At 69.6% G+C, this 20,848-nt stretch carries 22 protein-coding genes; 6 read left to right on the top strand and 16 right to left on the bottom strand.

Features of this window, described 5'->3' with window-relative positions; all coding sequences use genetic code 11:
• Nucleotides 1–71 precede the first annotated feature (71 nt).
• Nucleotides 72–2,609, top strand: a complete 2,538-nt coding sequence (locus tag MFF58_RS13485) for a heparinase (protein WP_238288362.1) — start codon at nucleotides 72–74, stop codon at nucleotides 2,607–2,609.
• Nucleotides 2,610–2,901: 292 nt separating this feature from the next.
• Here MFF58_RS13485 and MFF58_RS13490 read toward each other — a convergent pair whose 3' ends face one another.
• The 16 genes from MFF58_RS13490 to MFF58_RS13565 all read right to left on the bottom strand — a co-directional run bounded on the left by MFF58_RS13490 (nucleotide 2,902) and on the right by MFF58_RS13565 (nucleotide 17,009).
• Nucleotides 2,902–3,351, bottom strand: a complete 450-nt coding sequence (locus MFF58_RS13490) for a hypothetical protein (protein ID WP_238288363.1) — start codon at nucleotides 3,349–3,351, stop codon at nucleotides 2,902–2,904.
• A 6-nt stretch (nucleotides 3,352–3,357) separates the two neighbouring features.
• A complete protein-coding gene (locus MFF58_RS13495) occupies nucleotides 3,358–3,693 on the bottom strand; it encodes a flagellar protein FlgN (RefSeq protein ID WP_238288365.1) in 336 nt (111 codons plus the stop codon).
• Nucleotides 3,694–3,742: 49 nt separating this feature from the next.
• The gene (locus tag MFF58_RS13500; RefSeq protein ID WP_238288367.1) at nucleotides 3,743–4,204 is read right to left on the bottom strand and encodes a rod-binding protein; all 462 of its coding nucleotides are present in this window, start codon (nucleotides 4,202–4,204) and stop codon (nucleotides 3,743–3,745) included.
• Nucleotides 4,201–4,713, bottom strand: a complete 513-nt coding sequence (locus MFF58_RS13505; protein WP_238288369.1) for a hypothetical protein — start codon at nucleotides 4,711–4,713, stop codon at nucleotides 4,201–4,203. Before MFF58_RS13505 ends, MFF58_RS13500 begins: the two co-directional genes overlap by 4 nt.
• A gap of 1 nt (nucleotide 4,714) precedes the next feature.
• Nucleotides 4,715–5,461, bottom strand: coding sequence for a flagellar biosynthesis protein FliR (gene fliR / locus MFF58_RS13510; RefSeq protein WP_238288371.1), 747 nt, complete (start codon nucleotides 5,459–5,461; stop codon nucleotides 4,715–4,717).
• A 6-nt stretch (nucleotides 5,462–5,467) separates the two neighbouring features.
• Nucleotides 5,468–7,558 (bottom strand): flagellar biosynthesis protein FlhA, encoded by a 2,091-nt coding sequence (gene flhA, locus MFF58_RS13515; protein ID WP_238288373.1) that lies wholly within the window; start codon nucleotides 7,556–7,558, stop codon nucleotides 5,468–5,470.
• A 101-nt stretch (nucleotides 7,559–7,659) separates the two neighbouring features.
• Entirely contained in the window at nucleotides 7,660–7,926 is a 267-nt protein-coding gene (gene fliQ, locus MFF58_RS13520; RefSeq protein WP_238288398.1) for a flagellar biosynthesis protein FliQ, read from the bottom strand.
• 306 nt (nucleotides 7,927–8,232) lie between these two features.
• The gene (gene flgD / locus MFF58_RS13525; RefSeq protein WP_238288399.1) at nucleotides 8,233–8,697 is read right to left on the bottom strand and encodes a flagellar hook assembly protein FlgD; all 465 of its coding nucleotides are present in this window, start codon (nucleotides 8,695–8,697) and stop codon (nucleotides 8,233–8,235) included.
• A gap of 46 nt (nucleotides 8,698–8,743) precedes the next feature.
• Nucleotides 8,744–9,166 (bottom strand): flagellar biosynthesis repressor FlbT, encoded by a 423-nt coding sequence (gene flbT, locus MFF58_RS13530; RefSeq protein ID WP_238288401.1) that lies wholly within the window; start codon nucleotides 9,164–9,166, stop codon nucleotides 8,744–8,746.
• Complete coding sequence (flaF, locus tag MFF58_RS13535) at nucleotides 9,163–9,510, bottom strand: flagellar biosynthesis regulator FlaF (protein WP_283206435.1); 348 nt, start codon at nucleotides 9,508–9,510, stop codon at nucleotides 9,163–9,165. Before flaF ends, flbT begins: the two co-directional genes overlap by 4 nt.
• A gap of 97 nt (nucleotides 9,511–9,607) precedes the next feature.
• Nucleotides 9,608–10,666, bottom strand: a complete 1,059-nt coding sequence (locus tag MFF58_RS13540; RefSeq protein ID WP_238288404.1) for a flagellar hook-associated family protein — start codon at nucleotides 10,664–10,666, stop codon at nucleotides 9,608–9,610.
• Nucleotides 10,667–10,670: 4 nt separating this feature from the next.
• A complete protein-coding gene (gene flgK / locus MFF58_RS13545) occupies nucleotides 10,671–12,128 on the bottom strand; it encodes a flagellar hook-associated protein FlgK (RefSeq protein ID WP_238288406.1) in 1,458 nt (485 codons plus the stop codon).
• A gap of 24 nt (nucleotides 12,129–12,152) precedes the next feature.
• Complete coding sequence (locus tag MFF58_RS13550) at nucleotides 12,153–13,373, bottom strand: flagellar hook protein FlgE (protein WP_238288415.1); 1,221 nt, start codon at nucleotides 13,371–13,373, stop codon at nucleotides 12,153–12,155.
• A gap of 112 nt (nucleotides 13,374–13,485) precedes the next feature.
• On the bottom strand, nucleotides 13,486–14,805 hold the full coding sequence (gene fliI, locus MFF58_RS13555) for a flagellar protein export ATPase FliI (protein WP_238288425.1): 1,320 nt from the start codon (nucleotides 14,803–14,805) through the stop codon (nucleotides 13,486–13,488).
• A 40-nt stretch (nucleotides 14,806–14,845) separates the two neighbouring features.
• Complete coding sequence (gene flgF / locus MFF58_RS13560; RefSeq protein ID WP_238288434.1) at nucleotides 14,846–15,586, bottom strand: flagellar basal-body rod protein FlgF; 741 nt, start codon at nucleotides 15,584–15,586, stop codon at nucleotides 14,846–14,848.
• A 1-nt stretch (nucleotide 15,587) separates the two neighbouring features.
• Nucleotides 15,588–17,009 (bottom strand): DUF1217 domain-containing protein, encoded by a 1,422-nt coding sequence (locus MFF58_RS13565; protein ID WP_238288440.1) that lies wholly within the window; start codon nucleotides 17,007–17,009, stop codon nucleotides 15,588–15,590.
• 185 nt (nucleotides 17,010–17,194) lie between these two features.
• Between MFF58_RS13565 and motA the strand changes: the two genes are divergently transcribed.
• The 5 genes from motA (at nucleotide 17,195) to MFF58_RS13590 (ending at nucleotide 20,842) form a co-directional block, all read left to right on the top strand.
• A complete protein-coding gene (gene motA, locus MFF58_RS13570; protein ID WP_238288448.1) occupies nucleotides 17,195–18,082 on the top strand; it encodes a flagellar motor stator protein MotA in 888 nt (295 codons plus the stop codon).
• Nucleotides 18,083–18,084: 2 nt separating this feature from the next.
• Nucleotides 18,085–19,011 carry a flagellar motor switch protein FliM gene (locus tag MFF58_RS13575; protein WP_238288457.1) on the top strand — a complete coding sequence of 309 codons (927 nt, stop codon included), beginning with the start codon at nucleotides 18,085–18,087 and terminating at the stop codon, nucleotides 19,009–19,011.
• Complete coding sequence (locus MFF58_RS13580; RefSeq protein ID WP_238288460.1) at nucleotides 18,992–19,333, top strand: hypothetical protein; 342 nt, start codon at nucleotides 18,992–18,994, stop codon at nucleotides 19,331–19,333. Before MFF58_RS13575 ends, MFF58_RS13580 begins: the two co-directional genes overlap by 20 nt.
• A 73-nt stretch (nucleotides 19,334–19,406) precedes the next feature.
• Entirely contained in the window at nucleotides 19,407–19,799 is a 393-nt protein-coding gene (gene fliN / locus MFF58_RS13585; RefSeq protein WP_238288462.1) for a flagellar motor switch protein FliN, read from the top strand.
• Nucleotides 19,800–19,813: 14 nt separating this feature from the next.
• Nucleotides 19,814–20,842, top strand: a complete 1,029-nt coding sequence (locus tag MFF58_RS13590; protein WP_238288464.1) for a flagellar motor switch protein FliG — start codon at nucleotides 19,814–19,816, stop codon at nucleotides 20,840–20,842.
• Nucleotides 20,843–20,848: the final 6 nt, after the last annotated feature.

Raw genomic sequence — 20,848 nt, forward strand, 5'->3', positions numbered from 1 at the left:
ACCGGTGGTCGCGGGTGATCCTGCCGTTCAGCGGCCTGGCTGCGGGACGCTGGTATGAGTTCGGCGCATGCATGGTTTGCGCGCCCGACGAGTCCGCTGCGGCCGTCAGGGACTTCGCGGCGCTCGGCCTCGCCATCCTGGCGGAGGACCGGTCCGCGATCGACTTCGCCCAGGTCCCCGGGCTGATGCGGACCTCCATGGATGCGCAGGGGGACTGGCTCGCCGGGCCTGCCGCGGAGGGCAGGGGCGCGGGTACACGCACCGCCGTGATCCGCCGCTGCTTCTACCTCCCGGAACCCGCCGCCGAGGTGGCCGTGGTGATCCGGAGCTGGCGCAACGCCCGCCCGTTCCGAATTATCGATCCCGAACTGCGCACGGCGTCGCCCGATCCCGCCCGCCCCGCGGACGATGGTGCCCGGCGGCTCCCGCACCCGCCGACCCGCGACGGCCGGATTGCCCTCGGTTCCCGGCCCGTGTGGTTCCGGCACGGGCTCGTCTCCGGGCGCGCCCTCGTCTTCAAGGGACAGGTGATCGCACCGAGACCGACGGACGGGGCCCTCGCCCGGATCGCCTTCCGCGATGCGCGCGGCCGGCCGATCGCACCGCCCTACCCCGGGACGCTGGGAACGCCGACGGTTCCGGCCTTCCTGGACATCCCGGTGCATCGGCGGGCCTACCGCTTCACCCTGAAGGTCTCGCCGCCGCCGCAGGCCGCCACGCTGGAGATCGGCTTCGCCACTTGGGACGCGGGTTCCGGCCTGGCCCTGGCCGCAGCGCCCGACGTGTACCTGGACGACGAGCTGCGCTTGGAGGATGTGGCGGATGAGCCGGATCCCGGTGCCGACGGATTCCTGAGACGGCTGCTCGGCCGCCTCGGCGCGCCGCCGGCGGACGGGCGCGACCCCGCGGCGTCGATCCGGCCCTACCTCGACGCCATCACCCTGGCCGAGCGCCCTTCCCCCCTGCGTGCCTTCACCCGCCTGCGCGACGGACCCGACGCGTGCGCCTGGACCGAGGGTGCAATCCGCATCGCCCCACGTCCGGCCTGGGCGCTCCCCGAGGTGCCGGACTGGGCGGCCGATCCGTTCCGCGCGCAGGCGTGGCGTCTGGCCTTTCAATCCCTTGCGTGGACGTGGGACGCCGCCGAGAGTCCGGAGGGCGCGATCCGGGAGCGTGCGGTCGCGATGGCCGTGTCCTGGTCCCGCGCGAATCCCTGGGGCCAGCCTTCGGACGCGTTGAGCCTGCATCCCGCCTGCATGGCCCTGCGCCTGGAATCGATGCTGTGCCTCTTGGCGGCTGCGGCTTCGGCTGCGCGGGCCGGGGACCCGGCGGACGACCCCGCCCTCGCGATCCTGGGCGGCGAGGTCGTGCGCCACGCCGCGGCCCTGGCGGAGATCCTCGCCCAGCACACGGTGGCGGGGTCGCTGCTGGAGCTTCAGGTCGCCGCCGCGCTCCTGGCCGCCGGCCATGCCCTTCCGGCCTTCCCGATGGCGCGGCACTGGACCGGCCTCGCGATGAACGCCCTGCTGGGCGGCTTCACCGCGACGGTCGATCCCGAAGGGGTGATCGCGGAGCCGTCATACCACCGCCGCCTCGAGATCCTGACGCTCGCCGTGGTCCTCCGACCCGTCCTGAACGCCAGCCCCGATCTGGCGCTGCTGGCCGGGATCCTCGACCTGCGCCTCCCGAAGGCCTGGGCCGCCATGCTCACCCTGGTCGAGCCGGACGGTGCCCTCCCCCCGTTCGACGACGCCCCCGACCACACCGGGCGGGGTCCCTGGCTGGAGCGGTTGGCCGCGGCGTCTCCCTGGCTCCGGACGGCCGATCCCGTTCCTGAGGCGGCGGGCGTCGGCCGGGCCCGCCCCGCCGACGCGATTTGGACCCGCGAACTCGCGCTGCGCCGGCCGGACGACGGTGCGGGCTGGTCCGCCTTCACGGCGGATTTCTCCGGGCAGGTCCACCCGCAGGACCACCGGGACTGCACCTCCTTCACCTTCGCCACAGGCGGCGTCCGGTGGATCACGGAAGCGGGCGGTCCGCACCCGGCGGCGCGGGCGCACAACGTCGCCCTGCCGGACGGCCGCGAGCCGACCGCCGGCATCGGCGTCGTGAAGGCCTTCATCCCGCTGAGTGGGGCCACCGCGCATTGCATCGCGACCAGCGTGCACGGACCCGATTACCGGCACGTCCGGGCCTTCGTGCTGCTCTCGGACCTCTCCGGCATGGCGGTCGTCGACCGGTTTCTGACCGGGGATCGCCCGCTCACGGTCGAGGGTTTCCTGCACCTCGACGCCGCCGTGGCGGTCGCCCTCGACACGACCCGGCGCGTGCTCGGTCTGCACGGCGCGCGGCGGCTGCACATCGTCCCGCACCTGCTCGCCGGCCGCCTCGACGACCTGACGGTGGGCCGCGCCTGGGCCGATCCGCAGGGGACACGCGGGCGGGACGACGCGGATCACGGGGCGCGGGCGGCCTCCGTCCTGCGGTACGGTTTCTCGGGCGTGCGGAGCGTGGCCGGCGGCCTTCTGATCGCGGCGTCCCCGGCGAGTCTGGGCCGGCTGATGCGCACGCTCGCGGATCCGGCCTTCCGGCGCTCCCTCGCGGACTGAATCGCCGGCGCCGAGCCAGCGGACTTTCGGCGCTCGGCGCGGGAGCGGCGCCGAGGCGGCCACGGTCGGCGGGGAAGACGCCGTCGCGCGTCGGTCGGGGCACGGGCGTGGGAGCCTCTCGCGAGGCGTCCGCTGCACCGTCGCGGCCGGATCGTGAGGTCCCGGGGACCGGGCACGGTTCTCGGGTCTCGTCCTGGCGGGCGTTCCTGCGCACGCCCCTGCATCGAACCGCCGTCCACGTCGGCGGGGGGCGCTCTGGACGGGCCGCGATCACGCGGGGCCGGAGCCGGATCTAGCTCCGGATGTCCTTCTTGGTGACGAAGTTGAAGTTCTCGATCATCACGTCCTTGACGACCTCGGAGCCCAACCGCTCGTTCACCCGCCGCTTGATGTCGTCCAGCCGCTTGTTGATGTCGTATTTCTTGAGGTTGCGAAAATCGAGGTCGCCGTCGCCGTAGATCTGCCGGAAGGACTCATCCATGACGAACGGGGCCGGAGTCAGGCCGTGGCCTTTGATCAGGTGCGCCTCGGCGGTGAAGATGATCGTGGCGATGACGTAGCCCTGGACGCTGCCCTCGGCGATGATCGGGATGTTGATCGGGCGCAGCTTCTGATAGGTCAGCCCTTCGAGGTATTCCTCGGCTCTCGGCTTGGGCAGGGCCGGCATCCAGGTGATCACCGCGAAGCTGGACAGCACCGTGATGGCGCAGATCCAGAGGCCGGTGATGACGATCCGGGTCACGACCGGTCACTCCTGATAGCGCAGGGCGGACGAGTAGGTCCCGTCGGATTCCGCACTCTGGATCATGGTCGAGACGATCTCGGAGACCTCCTGCATCGCCCGCAGGTGGATGCCTAGCAATTCATGGTTGCGTCGAAGCTTGGCGCGCACCCGTTCCAGGCACGCGATCTCCGGGGTGCTGAGATGCGCCGCATCCACGGCCCGTTCCAGCCGGGTGAGCTCGATCAGGCTCTGGCTCTTGCGACGGTTGAAATCGTCCTGACCTCCCAGATCGTGCATCGTGAGCGCGGCGGTCTCGGAGTCGATGATGGCCTCGAGGCGGGTCAGGGAGGACAGCAGCATGATCCTAGTCCATTGACGGGGAATGGGAGGCGCCGAGCCGGGAGGGGCTTCAGGCCGTCGACGTCCGGGTGCCGGGCGGCGCCGCAACCTCCGGGTGCGCGGCGTCGATCATCCGGGCGATGCCGATGCCGCCGGACTTGGCGAGCTGGGCGCCGAGCTGCTCGGCCAGCATCGACCGCCAGATCGAGCCGGCATTGCCCTTGCCGAAGACCGCCGCAGCCCCATGAGGCAGCATCGATTCGACGAAGGTCTGCAGGACGAACGCCTCGAATTGCTGGGCCGGCGTCCCCTTCGCCCGGGGGGCGGGAAGGGTCGCGGCCGTCCGGAAGCGGGTCAGGACCGTGTCGGGGCTCGGCTGCGCCGCCGCCGGGGCACCCGAGGCGAGCCCCAGCGCGTCCGCGAAGCTGCCCGGGGACGCCTGCGTGAGCTTGGTGACGGCGGCCTGATAGCGGCCGGGCTCGGCGGCGCGCGCCACGTCGAGGACGATGTCGGAGGGCGGTTGGACGCTCACGGCGCGCTCAGATCCGGAGGGGGAGGACCACCACGGGCCAGGCCGTCGGGGCCGGCCGGTCCCGTGGCGGCCGCGGGAAAACTTGGCTCGCCCACCGGACTAACCGGCCTGGCTGACCGGAGGCTTGCCTCGGGCGCGGTCAGGAGATCGAGGCGCTCGGCCCAATCCCGGATCTCCGCGTGCTGCCGGTGCTCGGTCTCGAGGCGTTCGGCCCACGCCCCGGTCCGCTTGTGCTGCGCGGCCCGGTCCAGCAGCCGCTGCGCGGCAGCCTCCCGTTCGCCGCGCAGATCCTGGGCCGCGACCGCGAGGGATTTCAGCCGGCCGACCGCCGTCGCGCGGAGCGGTTCGTGGAACGCCGAGGCCTCGTTGAGGGCGCGAATCAGGTCGCGCTGGGCCGCATCGGCCGCCTGAACCCGCCGCTCCAGCAGGGCCAGCTCCCGCTCGGCGAGCCGGTGCATCCGGTCCTGCAGGCGCAGGAGCCGGACCGCCCGATCCAGGCGCGCTTGCATGTCAGCCCCTCCTCAGCCAGTGCGCGTATTCGAGCATGAACTGCCCGAGCATGTCGCCGGACAGGACCAGCAGGAGGATGAGCCCGCCGAAGAGGATGAACGGCGTCGCGATGAAGAACACGGGAATCTGCGGCGTGAGCTTGTTGGCCAGCCCCAGGGCGAAATTCACCAGCACGGAATAGATGATGAACGGGCTCGTGATCCGGAGCGCCATCGTGAAGGTCGCGGAGAGCCGGTCGGCGAACCCGGCCAGCATCGGCCGGGCGCCGAACGGTGTCCCGGCGGGGATGCGCTCGTAGGAGGCGATCAGCCCGCGGAACAGCTCCCAGTGCAGGTCCATGGAGAACACCAGGACCGTCGCTGCCATCATGATCAGCGAGCCGGCCAGCGAGGCGGCCTCGCTCTCGGCGACCGGATTGCCGGGAATGCCCCCGAGGCCGATCATCGTCGCCACGCCGGTCGCCATGGTCTCGAGGGCGAAGTAGAAGGAGCGGCCGAAGAAGCCGATGGCGAGGCCGGTGAGCGTCTCGCACCCGATCCACCCCAGGATGTCGGCCGGCCCCGCGTCCCGCAGGCCCGTCCCGAACTGCGGCAGGAGCAGCGGCGCGACCGCGAGGGTCACCGTCACGGCGATGAACAGGCGGGCGCGCGACGTGACCCGCTGGCTGGAAAGGCCCGGGGCGATCAGGAGGCAGCCGCCGACGCGGCAGAAGATCACGAACACGCCGAGCAGGGCCTCAGGAATCATCGGCGGTCAGGAGATCGTGCCGAGGGACTTGATCTCGACGCCCCGGGCGATCTCGACGTGCGACAGCACCGCGACCGTGGGGAAGAGGCGCTCGATGATCATCCGCACGTAGCTGCGGACCTCCGGGGCCGTGACCAGGGCGAATTTGTGGGCGGTCTTCATCTGCGCGCGGATAGCCTCCGACGCCTCCATGCCGAACTGCTCGATCAGCCGCGGATCGATGTCGATCTCGGCCACGTCGCCCTTGGCATCGCGCTTCAGGCCCTGGTGGAAGGTGAGATCCCAGCGGCTGCCGAGCCGCAGGACGCTGAGGACCCCGTTCTCGGCCAGGTCGCCGCAGATCTGCTGCGCGATCCGCAGCCGGACGTGCTCGGCGATCTGCTCCGCCCGGCGCGCGTGCGGGACGATCTCCGCGATGGCCTCGATGATCAGATGCAGGTTCCGGATCGAGACGCGCTCGGCGAGCAGGAGCTTGAGCACGGCCTGCAGGCCCGAATACGAGATCTGCGACGGGCAGATGTCGTCCACCAGACGCTTGTATTCCGGGTCGAGGCGGTCGATCAGCATCCGCAGATCCTTGTAGGAGAGGAGCTGCGGCAGGTTGTTGCGGATGACCTCGCTGACATGGGTCAGCATGACGGACGGCCAGTCGATCGGGCTGAAACCCTCGCGCCGGGCCTCCTGGGCATAAACCTCCGGCACCCAGACCGCCCGCATCCCGAAGGCCGGCTCGCGCACCTCCTCACCGGCGATGCCGGGCATCGGTCCGTCGCCCACGACGATCATCGTCTCGCCGGGGCGGACCTGCTGCGCGGCGATCACGGTTCCGTGGATCGCGACCTCGTAGCTCTTGCTCGGGATGGCGAGCGATTCGACTAGCTTGATGTCCGGAACCACGAACCCGTATTGCTGCGCGAATTTCCGGCGCATCCGGCCGACCCGGTGGGCCAGCTCCTGCTGCGTGGGCTGGATCTGCACGGCGAGATGCTTGCCGAGCCGCAGCTCGATCTCGGACGTCTTCAGGGACTCCTTCACCGACTCGCTCTCCCGGCGTTCCAGGAGGAGCTGCCGCTCCTTGGCCTTCGTCTCGGCCTCGACCTTCGACTGCGCCTCCGCGAGGCGCCGCGGGATCAGGTACGCGATGGTGCCCATCAGGATGCTGAGGATCGCGAAGGGCACGAACGGCATCCCGGGCATGATCGCGAAGACCAGCATCAGCCCGGCGGCGACGAACAGCGCCCGCGGATAGGCACCGAGCTGGCCGAGGATCGCCTGCTCCGCGGTTCCGCGGGTGCCGCCCTTGGAGACCAGCAGGCCCGCGGCCAGGGAGACGATGAGGGCCGGGATCTGCGAGACGAGGCCGTCGCCCACCGACAGCTTGGTGAAGACGTCGGCCGCCTTGCCCAGGGGCAGCCCGTGGCGGGTGACGCCGATGACGATGCCGCCGAAGATGTTGACCGCGATCACGATCAGGCTGGCGACGGCCTCGCCGCGCACGAATTTCGAGGCGCCGTCCATGGAGCCGAAGAACGCGCTCTCCTCTTCGAGTTCGCGCCGCCGCCGCTGCGCCTCCTTGTCGTCGATCAGGCCCGCCGAGAGGTCCGCGTCGATCGCCATCTGCTTGCCGGGGATCGCGTCCAGGGTGAAGCGCGCCCCGACCTCGGCGATGCGGGTCGCCCCCTTGGTGATCACCAGGAAGTTGACCGTGATCAGGATGGCGAAGACCACGAGGCCGATCACGAAGTCGCCGCTCATGACGAACTGCGAGAAGCCCTGGATCACGTGGCCGGCCGCGTCGACGCCGGCATCCCCGTTGGCGAGGATCAGCCGCGTCGTCGCGATCCCGAGCGCCAGGCGCAGCAGCGTCGCGATCAGCAGGATCGTCGGGAAGGCCGAGAATTCGAGGGGCTTCTGGATCCAGAGCGCGACCATCAGGATCAGCACGGCCAGCGCGATGGAGAGCGCCAGCCCGATATCGATCAGCACGGCCGGGACGGGCAGGAACAGCACCGCCAGGATCGAAACGATCCCGAGCGCGAACCAGATATCGCGCCGGATTCTAGCCTCCGGTGGGCGCGCCTCTACCGCCGCTGCCACGCTCTCACCCCCGTCCGTTCTGACGGCGCTTCTGGATCAGCAAGCTTGCGCCTGGATTGCGCCCCGCCCTCGCCCCGGCCGCGCCCGGCCACCGGCGCGCCTCAGAAGCCCGATGCGATCCGGCCGTAGACCATCTCGGTGAAGGCGTAGATCTGGCCGCCGACGAAGGATCCGGTCACGACCATCACGATCAGCGCGACCACGATCTTCGGCACGAAGGTCAGCGTGACCTCCTGGATCTGAGTCAGCGCCTGGAACAGGGCGATCAGGATTCCGACGATCATCGCCGCCGCCACCGCCGGCCCGGAGGCGACGATGATCGTCCAGATGGCGGTGCGGACGAGTTCAAGGGCATCGATCTCGTTCATGGCGCTGGCCGGAGAGGGGAAAAGGGACCGGGGTCGTGCGGATCCCCGCGAGGATGGCCCGCGCGGGGAACGTGACGGGGCCGCCCGCCGCGGGTGCCGGTGCGAACGCGCCCGCCGGCGGGATCGCCGGGTCCTGGCCGCGACGCATCGCGGATCCCGCCGGCCACGGGATCGGATCCCGGCCTGCGCGGTCGGGATCTGCGCGACCGGACGCGGGGAACCGTCGCACTCTGAGGGCGGGGACCGCTCAGTCCGCCCCGGGGCGGCGGACCGGGTCCAGGAAACCCCTGCCGGCCCCGCTCCGCCTTACGAGATGACGAGGCCGGGCTCGTACGGGACGTCCTGGCCGTTGTTGAGATGCGCGAGCAGCCCCTTGTCGGTCACCTCGACCGAGCCGACCGTTCCCGTGATCGTTCCGTCCGCCGAAGTGACGGTATGGCCGACGAGGTTCCCGGCCTGGGACATCGCCGAGGACGCCAGGAGCGTATCCAGCTTGCTGTTCAAGTTGACGCTCTGCTCGACCTGCGAGAACGTCGCCAGCTGACCCATATACTCCGTCGACTTCATCGGATCGGTCGGGTTCTGGTTCTTCATCTGCGCGAGGAGGAGCTTGAGGAAGGTGTCGTAGTTCAGCGTCGTCTGCTTCGCCGCGGCGGCGGTCTTGGCTCCGGCGGCAGTCTTGGCCCCGGCGGCAGTTTTGGCCCCTGCGGTCTTGGCCCCGGCGCCCGTCTCCGTGAACTGACGCGTCGTGTTGCTCGGATTCACGTTCATGCTTCGACCTCCGTCCGGTTGGTATGGCCGCGTCCCGGGTTCGACCTCAGGCGACCTGATGGGTGAGCATGCCCGCGCTCCGGCCCAGGCGCAGATCGTCCGACTGGAACAGGCTGCGCAGGATCCGCAGGACTTCGAACGGCCGGCCGGCATCGAGGAACGATCGGGCCGTCGCCAGGGCGGACGCGACATCCTGGTCGGCGCCCTGCGCGACGATCGCCCTGTCGACCTCGTGGTAGGCCACCCGGACCTGACCCGCGCTGCCCGGATCGATCAGCATGGCCTGTGCGATGAAGTAGAGCTGGCGGATCGGCGTCGTCGCCTGCTCGGCCTGCAGCACGTGCGCTTCGAGCAGGAACGTGGCGTCGTTGAGCAGCTCGATCGTGACCTTCCGGTCGACCCTGAGGACGGCGCCGTTGATGAAGATGCGTTCGTGGCCGCGCAGGCTGAGATTGATGGAGCGGCTCATTGCAGACCGTCTCGGATGAGAGTGTTGACGTAGATCATCGGTTCGAAGCCGACGGCGTCGCCGTGGACGATCTGCTCGGCGCGGCTCATGTTCCACAGGCCGATCGAGATCAGATCCGCCCGCAGCTGCGCGGGCAGACTGTTCTCGGGATTGCTGAGGTCGTCGATCAGGAAGCTCCAGAGGCGCTGGATGAAGCTGGTCGCCTCGTGGCGCAGGCTCTCCGGCGCATCGGCGGCCTGAGCCCGCTGCATGAGGTCTATGGCCCGGTCGAAGGCCGCCCGTTCCCGCTCCCGGGCGAGGACGGGGGAGTCTTCCATCACTTCATCGTAGGACGCGCCATACATCGCAGCTTTGCCTCTCGTGTGGATCCGTCGATCAGCCCGCGCGGCCTGGCTCGCGAACCGCGCAGCCCGCCGTTCAGGGCGAGATCCCGGCGTCTCGTCAGACGTAGTCCATCAGACTCAGCCTGCTCACGCGGCTGGTCAGGGAATAGGAGACCTTCAGCGAGGCCTCGAGATTCTGGCTGCGGGTCGCGACCTCTTCCAGGTCGACGTTCTCGAGGCTGCCGAAGCCGTTGCTCAGGATGTTCTCCTGCGCGGCCCGCGCGGTCTCCACGGTCGCGAGCCGGGCTTGGACGACGCCCAGATCGGCCTGGATGTCCTTGACGCCCAGCGTCGCGCGATTGGCGAGAGTGCGCATCGTGTCGTAGACGACCGACTGGGCGGCGGGGGACAGGCCGGCCAGGCCGATATCGGAGCCCAGCGTATACATCATCGCCAAGTGCCGAAGGGCCTGGGCATTGGCGTTGACCGAGGTGGTGACCACCTCGTCGCGCGTGATCTCGCTGCGGATGTCGACGTTCGACGCGGAGGACCACGTGGCCCCCCATTGCGGATCCGCGAACAAGGCTGCGTAGGGGCCGTTGTCGCTCAGGAAATGCTGCATCTGAGCCGCGGTGATGTTTCCCGCATCGGGCTGCTGGCCGCGCGGGAAACCGAATTCCGCCTGGAACGCGTTCAGGAAGGCCGTCTTGGCCGGCGATGGCGGCGTGCCCTCGTAATCCGCCATCGGCCGTTGGGCGGTGTTGATCCCGCCGAACAGGTATTGCCCGCTCGCCGCCGCGTTCATCTCCCCGATGAGCGTCGTGAGCTTCGTGGCCGCCGTCTGCGCCACCACGCTCCCGCTGGTGTCGGTCAGCTTGCCGGGGACCGTGAGGGCCAGGAACGCTTCGCCGTCCGTCCGCATCCGGCCCAGGGCCTGATACGTGCTGTCGAGCCGGATGCTCGTCAGGCTGTTGCGCTCCTTCTGCGCGTGCAGGTTGCTGACCTCCTGGCGCAGATCGAGGGTGAGCCCGCTCCGGTAGCCCAGTTCGAGGCCGACATCGGCGTAGCGACCGCGCGCGCTCTCGGAGGTGGCCTTGTCGAGGTCGGCCTGGATGCGGGACATGTTGTTCCGCGGCGTGTTCAGGAGTGTCGCCGTCGAGATGTAGCTCGTGCGCATCACGCTACCTCACCGCATCGAGGAGGGATTGGAGCATCGCGTTGACCGTCGCGATGAGCTTGGCGGAAGCCGCGTACGACTTCTCGAGCTGCAGCATCGTCGCGACCTCGTCGTCGCGGTTCACGCCCGTGGCGTTGGACAGGGCGGTCGACGCGCTGCTCAGGAAAGCCGCTTCGTTGTCGACCTGAACCGAGGCCGCCTTGCGGGTGGCTTCGAGCCAGCTCACGGAGGATTCGGCGGCCGTCAGCAGCGAGGTCGCGGTCGGTAGCTCCGACGCGGCGGGGAAGGCCTGATCCGCCCGGACCGCCGCCTGGAGCGCCCGCAGATGATCCGAGAAGGAGGCCGCGTTGGCGGGGTTGTACTGGTACTGCGTGCCGGCGTTCATGCCGCCGTCCCGCAGCGTGAACGGGTTCCCGCCCCGTTCGGGATCGGCCGCCGCGTTCACCCGGATGGTTCCGGCGAGCCCGACCGCCCCCAGGGCCGGCAGGGCCGGGCCGCCCGCGTAGGTCAGGAGGCCCGCCAGGGCCGTCCCGGCGGCTGAGGTCCTGTCGGTCTCGGAGAAGGCCGTGATCGCCCCGCGCGCGATCGCGTCGAGCTGGCCCTGATAGGTGACCGCGATCTCGTCGCGCACTGTCATCTGCCCGACGATGCGCCCGGCCTGAAGCGGCATCAGCGACCCTTTGCCGGTGACCCGGACGCCGTCGATGAACACCGCGTTGCCCACGGTACCGGGCCCGTATCCCGCGATGGGCTCGAAAGTGACCGACCGGGCGCCCCGCTCGTAGAGCGGCGAGCCGTTGTCGGCGTAGATCGCCATGTCGTTGTTGGCCCGGACGACCGTGCTGACGCCGAGCTCCTGGGAGAGTTTCGCCAGGATCTTGTCGCGGTTGTCGAGGGCGTCGCTGATGTCGCCCCCGCGCGCCGTTCCGCTCAGCACGGCCTGATTGGCCTTGTCGAACTGGGCGAGCAGGTCGTTGATCGTCTTGACCGCGTTGTCGATCTCGATGTCCGCGGTCGCCCGCACGCCCTGCGTCTTGGTGGTGGCCTGGTTCAGCGCCTGCGCCAGATCCTTCGCGGCGGCGACGGCGCCCTTGGCCAGGTTGATGTCGCTGGGCTGATTCGCGGCGTTGCCGAGGGCGACGTTCAGGGCGCCGACCTTCGCCGCTACGGACCGGCCCGCATCCGTGTCCCCGACGGTCTGCTCCAGGGTCGACAGGCCGCCCAGGACGACCGTCCGGCCGGCCAGTTCCGACGTGCTGCCGATCATCCGGTCGAACAGGGCCGTGTTGCCGGCGCGGTCGACGACGACCCGGACCGGCCCGTCGGTGGTGACCAGCGAGGCGACCTTGCGCGAGTAGGACGGATCGCTGGTTCCGGCGACGTTGCGGGACACGACGTCGGTCTGCGTCCCGTTCGCCAGCAGGGATCCGCGCGCGGTGTTCAGTGCAACGGAAAGGCCCATCTCGTGCGTCCTCTAGATCCGGGCTCAGCGCTTCAGGTTCACGAGGGTTTCGAGCATCTCGGTGCCGGTCTGGAACACCTTCGAATTGGCGCCGTAACCGGTCTGCGACGCGATCATGTCGGCCAGCTCGTTGCCGAGATCGACGTTCGACTGCTCAAGCTGTCCCTGCTTGATCGTGCCGCGACCGCCCAGCGTCGGAAATCCGGTCTTCACCGATCCGGACGCGGCGCTGATGTCGTAGACGTTGCCGGCGCGCGGGGTCAGGTTGTTCGGGCTCGCCACGGTGGCGAGGGGGATCCGGTAGGCCGCGAACCGCGAGCCGTCGTCGTAGTGCGCGTAGACCGTCCCGTCCGCGGCGATCTCGGTGTCCGTGACGGCGCTCGGCTTGTTGCCGTCGATGCCCTTGTTCTCGACGGTGAAGTCGCCCGCGACCTGCGAGAGTGGGGTCAGGTCGAGCGCGAACGGTTGGCCGTTGGGCACGGTGAAGGTCAGCTTCGGCGTCCCCGTCTCCTTGCCGAAGCTGTCGAAGGAGAGCGTCGTGGCGCTCAGCTGGGTCGGCGGCGCGGTGCTGGGATCGTAGGCCGCGGCCTGCCACGTGCCCGTGGCGTTCTTCGCGAAGTAGAGATCGATCTTAACCGGGCGCCCGAGATTGTCGTAGATCGTGACCGAACTGGCCTTCGAGAAGTTGGTCGGGCTCGGCGCGCCGGCGACCACGGGGACCTCGCTGGGCAGGTTGCCCTGGAGGGTCCCGGTCCGCGAGGGGGTCGCCTTCATGTTGAGGCTCGCCATGTTGACCGGCACGAGCCCGTCGTAGCTGTTCAGCGACACCTTCGGATCGCCGTTGGCGAGGCTGTAGCCCATCAGCGTCATCCCGGCGGCGTTGACGAGGTTGCCGGTCTGCCCGTCGGGCACGAAATTGCCCGCCCGCGTGAGGTGCGGCGTGCCGCCCCGATCCGTCACGAGGAAGAACCCCTCCCCCGAGACCGCGAGGTCGGTGCTCGAGGTCGTCGCCGCCAGGGTGCCCTGGTTGTTCGGCCCCCCGACCTGATAGCGCGTGACGGTGTTGACCGATCCCGCATTGTACGACCCGGCGCTCGAATCGATCAGCATGGACGAGAACTGCGCCGATCCGCGCTTGTACCCGGTCGTGTTCTGGTTCTGGATGTTGTCGGCGACGACGCTCAGGCGGTTCGACTGCGCGTTCATTCCGGATACGCCGGCGTTCAGCACTCCGTACAGACCCATGGCCAGAACCCCTCTATCGGATGACTGCGGGTGATCTCAGAACAGGACTCGCTTGCGCGAGGCTTTCGGCGCCGCGCGGAGCGCCTGTCCGCTCGGCCGTGCCGCGGCGTTCTCAGGCCCGCAGCGCATTGGCGAGGTCCAGGAACGCGTCGGCGCTCTGCGGCTCCGTCGGATCCTGCCGCAGGGCGGCGTAGATCCGCGGGACCAGGGCCACCGCCTGATCGAGTTCGGGATCGCCGCCCGCTTGGTAGCCGCCCATCAGGCGCAGGTCCCGGGAATCCTCGTAGCGCGCGATCATGCCCTTGAGCGTCCGCACCAGCTCGCGCTGCTGCGGGGTCCATACGAGGTCGGCGAGCCGGGAGATCGAGCCGAGCAGGTTGACCGCCGGGTAGCGCCCCTGGTCGGCGATGGCCCGGTCGAGGACGATGTGCCCGTCGAGGGTGCCGCGGATGCTGTCGGCCACGGGATCGTTGTGGTCGTCCCCGTCGATCAGCACCGAGAAGATCCCGGTGATTGTGCCCCCGCCCTCCGGGCCCGGTCCCGCTCGCTCCAGCAGGCGCGGCAGGTCGCCGAACACGCTCGGCGGGTAGCCCCGCGCCACCGGCGGCTCGCCGGCCGCCAGCGCGACCTCCCGGGCGGCGTGGGCGAAGCGGGTCACCGAATCGAGCACGAGCAGGACGGACTGGCCCTGGTCGCGAAAATGCTCGGCGACCGCGAGGGCGAGCTTCGGCGCCTGCCGGCGCATCATCGGGCTCTCGTCGCCGGTCGCCACGACGACCACGGCGCGCGGCCGGCTCTCCCGGAACGGCCCCTCCAGGAACTCCCGCACCTCGCGCCCGCGCTCGCCCACCAGGGCGACCACGACGGCGTCGAAGCCGGTGCAGCGCGCCAGCATCGCCAGCAGCGTCGTCTTGCCGACGCCCGACCCCGCGAAGATGCCGATGCGCTGGGCCGCGCAGAGCGGCGTGAACAGGTCCAGGGCGCGCACCCCCGTCCGGAGCGGCTTCTCCACCCGCGACCGGAGCATCGCCGGGGGAGGATCGGCGTCCAGCGGCGCGGCGCGGGCGCCCCGGGGCAGCGCGCCCTTCCCGTCGATGGGCTGCCCGAGGGCGTTGACGACGCGGTCCTTCCAGCCCTCGCAGGGACGGGGGGCCGCGGCCGGCATCCGGTAGGCTGGCGCCCCAAGGCCGGCGTCGATCCGGCCCTCGAACGGCTTGAGGATCACGCCCGCCTCGTCGATCCGCACGACCTCGCCGTCGAGCGGCCGATCCGCCGTCTCGATGCGCATGCGGTCGCCGAGCCGCAGCAGCGGGGTCGCGATGCGGATGCGGCAATGCCCGAACCCGATCTCCCGCACGGAGCCGCCGACGCGGACGAGGGGATGGTTGTCCCGGTCCTCCAGGAGTGCCGCCAAGCGGTCGAGCGCGGTCATGCCGATCTCCGCAATCCCTGCCCCGGATCCCGCGCGCCGCCTACGAAGTCGGCCCGAGGCCGCGGATCGCGTCCTGCAGCGAGGCCTCGGATTCCGCCACCGCGGAGGCCGCGCTCTGGAACGTGCGGGTGATCTCGATGAGGCGCGCCATCTCCATGACCGGGTTGATGTTCGCGCCCTCCTGGAAGCCCTGCTGGACGCGGACCGCCGCCGCGTCGCGCTGGTTGAAGTCCAGGATCGGCCTTCCCGGGACGTTCGATGCCACCGCCCCGCCGTCGACGCGGGTGAGGATCGCCGCCGGGTCGAGGCGGAACACGCCGAGCGCGCCGATCTGGTTGACGCCCTGGGTGATGATCCCGTCCTGGCCGATCGTGATCGGCGGCCCCTCCGGGTCCACGGTCAGGGGCGATCCGCCGGGATCCAGCACCGGGCGGCCGCCGAGATCCTGGAGGTCGCCCTGCGCCGAGACCTGCATGCGGCCGTCCCGGGTGTAGACCGGGCCCCGCGGCCCCCGCACGGCCAGCCAGCCGTCCCCGTTGAGGCCGACATCGAGGGGCGAATCGGTCTTGGTGAGGGGGCCGCCCTTCCGCGACAGGAAGGTGTCGCCCGGCGTGGCGAAGGCGACCTCACGCCTTCCCGCCTCGGACAGGACCGTCCCGAACTTCACCTCCTCCGCGCGGTAGCCCGCCGTCCCGAGATTGGCGACGTTCGCCGCCACCGTGTTCAGGCGCTGTTCGAGCGCGACCTGGGCGGACAGCGCGACGTAGAGCGAGGATTGCATGTCAGACGGTCCCCAGCCGGATGTTCTGCAGCCTGAGCAGCACGTCCGAATCGAGGCCGGACCCGGCACTGTTGAGCAGCGACAGCGCCGGCGTCGGCGCCGCGTCGTTCTTGGCATCCCAGCGGATGGTGAAGCGCTTGATGAACTGGTCGAGCTTGGCCGGGTCCTTGAGACCCGCGAGATCGATCCTGCGCGCGATCAGCTTGGCTTGGCTGTCGAGGCTGCTCTTGGCCGCCTCAGGCGGCAGGCCGAGCGTGGTCCGCACGACCTCGGCCAGGGCCGGGTCGGCGAGGAACCCGTAGGCCGAGGTGATCGTCGCCGCCTTGCGCCGGAAGTACAGGGCGAGCCTGACGCCCTGGTTCTCGTCCCCGGCATCCGTCTCGAGCGTCTGCTGCAGGTAGGCCTTGACGATCGCGGAGCGGGACTCGGTGGCCGCGATCCTGAAGCGGTCGAGGAACTGGCTCAGCCGCCTGGGATCGCGGAGCGATGCGACGTCGAGCTTCTTCGCGATTGCGGCGGCCTGTCCGTCGGGACTCATCCGGGCGGTCTCGGCCGGGAGATCCAGCGTGGTCCGGACGATATCGGCCAGCACCGGATCGTTGGCGATGTCCTTGGCCGAGGTGACGCCATGCATCTTGGCCCGGAAGTACGCGGTCCGCTGCGCCACGTCGGCATCGGATCCCGCGAAGATGCCGGTCGGCCTGAAATACGGATCGATGATCGCCTTCTGGCCCTCCCCGCGCGCCGCCAGGTATCTCTCGACCAGCTCGCGGGCCTGCTCCGGATCCCGGAGCGTCGCCACGTCGAACTTGCCGTCGAGACCCGCGGCGTTGGCGTCCGCGTCGTCGCTGTAGGGCGCCTCCGGCAGGCCGACCGCGGTCCGCACGACCGAGAGGATCTTGTAATCGGACGTGACGTCTTTCGTCGTCTTCAGGAACGGAAGCATGTTGTAGAAGTACTGAACCTGATTATCTGTCTCAGTGCCGTAGGCCATCCGTTTGTGGGTGCTGCTCTCCTGGTTGAGACGCGCGCTCTCTATCATGCTCTGCATGTCCGGATCGTCCGACTTCCCGATGGCGGCCGGATCCGTGCCGAGGCTCCGGAAGTTGAACGCGGCGGCGAACGCCTGGTACCGGGGATCCTGCAGCCGGTCGGCCAGGACGCGCCCGTTCTGGTCCGGCTCGCCGAGGAGCACCTTCTTCATGAAGCTCTTCGCGTAGGCCATGTCGTCGAGGCCGTAGGCCTTCATGGCGAAAGTGAAGAGCCGGCGATTCCCGACGAACTCGTCGACCGTCTTCACCTCGCCGATATGATCCTGGAAGTACTTCACATCGGCCTTGATGCTCGCCTCGGAGGCTTTTCTATCGAGCGACTTCTGTAGATCTCTGCTGATGATGTGATAATCCGTGAAGGTCGAGAGCATGATCCGGGTCCTTCATCTGCGGTCGATCTCGATTCTACGAGCCGAGGCTTGCCCGGGCCTTGATCGGATCTCCGGCGCGCTCGAGGCATGAGGGGATCCGTCGTGTCCTGGCCTGCTCCAGCCCTGCGCAAGCATGGCGCTCTAGGGATGCCGTCGGCAGTTCGTAGAGTTCAAGGAAGCCGCGCGTGGGTGTAGTCATCGGCTTGCTGATCGCGGTCGCCTGTGTCGGCGGCGGCTTCTCGGCCATGGGCGGCCACCTCGCGGTGATCTGGCAGCCCTTCGAGTTCATCATCGTCGGGGGGGCCGCCGTCGGCGCCTACGTGGTGGCCAACTCGTCGAAGGTGGTCCTCGACACCGGCGCCGCGCTCCGGGACGCCGCGTTCTCGCGCGAGCCGAAGCAGGACGACTACCTGGCGCTCCTCGGCCTGCTGTTCGCGCTGGCCCGAGAGCTGCGCTCCAAGCCGCGCAACGAGGTGGAGGCCCATCTGGAGAATCCGGACCAGTCCGAGATCTTCAAGGCCTATCCGCGGGTCACGCGCGACGCGGAGCTGACCCAGTTCATCTGCGACTACGTCCGCCTCATCCTCATCGGCAACGCGCGGCCCTACGAGATCGAGGCGCTGATGGAGGAGGAGATCGCCACCCACCGCGGCGACAAGCTGAAGGTCTACGGCGCCCTGATGAGCATGGCCGACGGGCTGCCCGCCCTGGGCATCGTGGCGGCGATCCTCGGCATCGTGAAGGCCATGGGCGCCCTCGACCAGTCGCCCGCCCTCCTGGGCAGCCTGATCGGCGCGGCCCTGGTGGGCACCTTCACGGGGATCTTCGTCTCCTACGCGCTGGTCGCGCCGATGGCCAACAAGGTCAAGGCCACCCGCGATTCCCAGGCGCGGGTCTACGTCATCGTGAAGCAGACCCTGCTGGCCTATATGAACGGCGCCCTGCCGCAGATCGCCGTCGAGCACGGCCGCAAGGCGATCTCGGCCGCCTACCGGCCGACGATCGACGAGGTCGAGGACGCCACGATCACGGGGGCGCCCCGCGGCGAGGCCCCCCTCCGCGAGGCGGCCTGACCATGGACAAGCTGGCCGCCAACGACATCCGGGATCGGCTGCTGGACGCCGCGGGCCTCTCGCTCGAGCGCCTGCCGATGCTGCACGTGATCCTGGACCGGGTCGCGACCTTCTGCGCGGATCAGCTCCGGCATTTCGCCGCCTCCCCGGTCTACTTCTCCCTGAGCAACGTCGAGAGCCAGCGCTTCGGCGACATCCTCGAACCCTACGAGTCGAACGCCGTGGCGGGCATCTTCCACGCGCCGGAATGGGACAGCCACATCCTGGTCGGCTTCGACCGCGACTTCATCTTCACCATGGTGGAGGTCCTGCTCGGCTCCGACGGCTCCGAGCCGCCCCTGGACGAGGAGCGCTCGTTCTCGAACATCGAGATGCGGATCGCCCAGCGCCTGTTCGAGCAGGTCGGCCGGGCCATGCAATCCGCCTTCGCCCTCGTGGCGAACACCCCGTTCAAGCTGGAGCGCACCGAGCTGCGCATGGATTTCGCTGTCATCGGCCGCCAGAACAATCAGGCGGTGGCGGCGAAGTTTCTCCTGCAGGCGCTCAACCGCGGCGGCGAGATGTTCGTCGTCATCCCGCAATCCGTCCTCAATCCGATGCGCCAGAGCCTCGCGCGGATCCTGGTGGGCGAGAGTTCGGCCCGGGATTCCCGGTGGACCAAGCAGATCGCCGGCGAGGTGCGCAAGACCCCGGTGACCCTGAAGGCGATCCTGGAGGAGAGGCATCTGACCCTGGGCGAGATCGCCGGGCTGGCGGTCGGCCAAGTGCTGGAGCTTCGGGCCAACCCGCGCACCCAGATCAAGCTCGTCGGCAACGACCGCGAGCTGTTCTGGTGTGACGTCGGACAGGACGACGGCGGCATCCTCCTGCGCGTGGACCGCTTCATCGATCAGGACCAGGAGTTTATCGATGATGTTCTCGCCCGCTGAGGCCCTGCTCTTCGCCGCGCTCGTCGCGACCACCGCCTGCCTCGTGCCGATGTACATGCGGCTCAAGCGCCTCGACCGGTACCACGCGCAGTACCGGGACATGGTCGACTGGAGCGCCTCCGCGCTCGTGGGCGCCAGCAACGCCGTCCAGGCCTTCGCGCAGGACGGGCGGACCGTCCTCGAGGATCTGAGCCGCGAGATCGAGACCGCGAAGGCTGCCCTGGCCGAACTGCGGGCGGAGCGGTCGCGGCTCACGGCCGCGCCGCCGCCCGACGCCGCCGGCCACGAGTCCCCCCGGGGCGGCAGCCTGACGCGCGCCTGATCTCGTCCGCCGGGTCCGGCGCGACACCGGCCGTCGCCGCGGCGCGGCCCTTCCCATCCTCGGAGAGTGCGTGATGTCCCCCCCTTCAGACCAGCCGAGCGCCGATGCCGGGTCCGGCGGCGGCCACAGCGAGAGCCTGTTCGCGAAGATCGAGGCCCAGGCCGAGGCGCAGCGCGCGCAGGACGAGCGCCTGGGCGGTGGCCGGAACCTCGATTCGATCCTGCGGATCCCGGTGCTGATGCAGGTGGTCCTCGGCTCGGCCACGATGCCGGTCTCCAACCTGATGAAGCTGGGCCGCGGCGCGATCGTCCCCCTCGACCACCGCGTCGGCGAGCCCGTCGACGTCGTCGTCAACGGCCGCGTCATCGCCCGCGGCGAAGTGGTCGTGGTCGAGGACGACAATTCGCGCTTCGGCGTGTCCCTCACCGAGATCGTCGGCCCCGCGGCGGCCGACTCCAACGGCTGACAGGAAGCATCGCCATGGCCGCAGGCGCGGTGACCAAGACCGGTCGGAGAATCCTGTCACCGTCCGAGGAGGTCGCGGCCGTCCTCATCGCGATGAACAAGGCCACGGCCAGCCGGCTGATCAAGTACTTCGACGGTGCCGAGCTGAAGCAGATCACGCGGGCGGTCGCGCTCCTGGGACCGGTGCCGCGGGGTGAGCTCGAGTCGATCATCGAGCAGGTGGCCGCCCTGTTCGCCGACGGCGCGAACTTGGTCGGAACGGCCCGGGAGATGGAGAAGCTCCTGGAAGGGGTCCTGACGCCCGAGCAGATCTCCGAACTCATGGCCGACGTCCTCGGCGCGGGGGAACGCTCGATCTGGGACCGGATCTCGAATGGCTCGGAGAGCGCCCTGGCCACCTACCTGATGAAGGAGCATCCCCAGACGGTGGCGCTGATCCTGTCGAAGGTGAAGCCCGCCTGCGCCGCCAAGGTGATGGCCCAGCTTCCAACCCCGCTGCGCAACGGCGTCATGCGGCGGATGCTGACGTTCAAGCCGATCGTCGAGGCGACGATGAAGATGATCGAGCAGACGATCCACGAGGACTTCATGATCAACCTGGCGCGCAACGCCGCCGCCGATACCCATTCGCGCATGGCCGACATCATCAACAAGATGGAGCGCCAGAGCATGGAGGAGGTCTTGGACAACCTCACGCAGTCGCGGCCCAAATCGGCGGAGATCCTGAAGAGCCTGCTCTTCACCTTCGATGACATCATCAACCTGACACCGCGGGCGCGCACGACGCTCTTCGATCAGGTCCCGCACGAGAAGGTCATCCTCGCCCTGAAGGGCACGAGCGGCCCGCTGCGCAGCGTCGTGCTCAGTGCCCTGACCGCCCGCGCCCGGCGCATCGTGGAGCACGAGCTGGAGGGCGGCGAGCCCGCCTCGCAGCGGGACGTGCTGGAAGCCCGCCGGTCCATCACCGACCAAGCGCTGGAGATGGCGGCCCGGGGCGAGATCGAGCTCAGCGCGGCCGATTCGGATGACACCTACATCCGCTAGGACGGG

This window comes from Methylobacterium longum, assembly GCF_022179385.1.
Classification (GTDB): domain Bacteria; phylum Pseudomonadota; class Alphaproteobacteria; order Rhizobiales; family Beijerinckiaceae; genus Methylobacterium; species Methylobacterium longum.